Source organism: Caulobacter sp. S45, from assembly GCF_009765965.1.
In the GTDB taxonomy this organism is placed as follows: domain Bacteria; phylum Pseudomonadota; class Alphaproteobacteria; order Caulobacterales; family Caulobacteraceae; genus CAHJWH01.
In genome coordinates this window covers 1,532,995-1,534,456 of sequence record NZ_LMUL01000014.1, presented here as the reverse complement: position 1 = coordinate 1,534,456, position 1,462 = coordinate 1,532,995, and the positions used below count along the sequence as shown (strand labels likewise).

Here is a 1,462-nt window from a genome sequence, read left to right as displayed (position 1 = left end):
GGCGGTGGACGCCACCTCCGCCCAACCGCCGCAGTATCGCCAGCTCCGCTACTTCGTGGAGCTGTTCAGGGGCGGGCGTCGTCCTTCGGCCGGCGACCTGGCCGCCCGCCTGGCGCCCTGGCACGGGGAGGGCGACTACGCCTGGCTGTTCGACCACCCGGCGCGGGCGGACGGGACCGACGGGCTGGACCTGGAAGCCAAGACCATCGGCTTCGACCTGACCCAGATCCTCGACGATCCGGCCGCGCGCACGCCGGCCATGATGTATCTGTTCCACCGGGTCGAGGAACGGCTGGACGGCACGCCCAGCCTGATCGTCATCGACGAAGGCTGGAAGGCGCTGGACGACGAGGTGTTCGTCAGCCGGATCAAGGACTGGGAAAAGACCATCCGCAAGCGCAACGGCGCGGTGGGCTTCTGCACCCAGTCCGCCCAGGATGCGCTCGGCAGCCGCATCGCCTCGGCCATCATCGAGCAGGCCGCCACCCAGATCTTCATGGTCAACCCCAAGGCCCAGGCGGCGGAGTATTGCGGCGGCTTCGGCCTGACCGAGCACGAGTTCGAGCTGGTCAAGACCCTGCCCGACAGCGCCCACTGTTTCCTGATCAAGCACGGGAACGACAGTGTGGTGGCGCGCCTGAACCTGTCGGGCATGCCGGAGCTGCTGACCGTGCTGTCGGGGCGCGAGTCCACCGTGCGCCGGCTGGACGCCCTGCGCGCCCAGCATGGCGACGCGCCCGAGGCCTGGTTGCCGCATCTGCTCGGGCGCGCGCTCTGATGGCCGGTCTCTGCCCCACGCCTGCGCCGGACGACCCGCTGGTCCAGGGGCTGATGAGCGCCACCGACTGCCATGTGCAGGCCCTGGTGCGCACCGGCTACAGCGCCCTGTTCGCGCCCGAGGGGGTCTATGCCGGGGTGCTGACGGCGTTGATGATCGCGTATGTCGCCCTGATCGGCTATCGCCTGCTGCTGGGCCGGGGCCAGCTCGCCATCGGCGAGATGGCCATGACCGCGGTGAAGCTGGGCGCGGTGCTGGCGCTGGCGACCCAGTGGGGGACCTACCAGACGGTGGTCTACCGCGCCGCGTTCGAAGGCCCGCAACAGATCGGCGCCCTGATCCTGCACGACCTGACCGCGCACGGGGTGCTGGAGGGCGGGGATGTGTTCGACGGGTTGCAGCGCGCCTACGACGACTTGACCGCCTTCTCCCCCGCCGCACCGCCCGGCGCAACGCCGACCTCGGCGACGGCCGCGCCCACCCCGCTCGCCGCGCCGGTCGCAGGCGCGCCCCCGGTCGGGACGCAGAACGGCGGCGGGTTCCTGGGCAAGGCCGGCTTCGATTCCATCCTGCTGCTGGTCTCGGCGATCGCGCTCCTGCTGTCCACGCTCGGCGTGCTCCTGGCCGCTAAGCTCGTGCTGGGCCTGTTGCTGGCATTGGGGCCGGTGTTCATCGCCATGCTGT

1 protein-coding gene and 1 pseudogene are annotated in these 1,462 nt (G+C 70.7%); both read left to right on the top strand.

Annotated features, from left to right (window positions below; all coding sequences use genetic code 11):
• A pseudogene (locus tag GSQ87_RS22805) lies at positions 1 to 778 on the top strand (VirB4 family type IV secretion/conjugal transfer ATPase); the annotation flags it as partial.
• The coding region (locus GSQ87_RS14165) for a type IV secretion system protein (RefSeq protein WP_174241438.1) at positions 778 to 1,462 on the top strand (685 nt) is incomplete at its 3' end. The pseudogene GSQ87_RS22805 and the gene GSQ87_RS14165, both read left to right, overlap by 1 nt.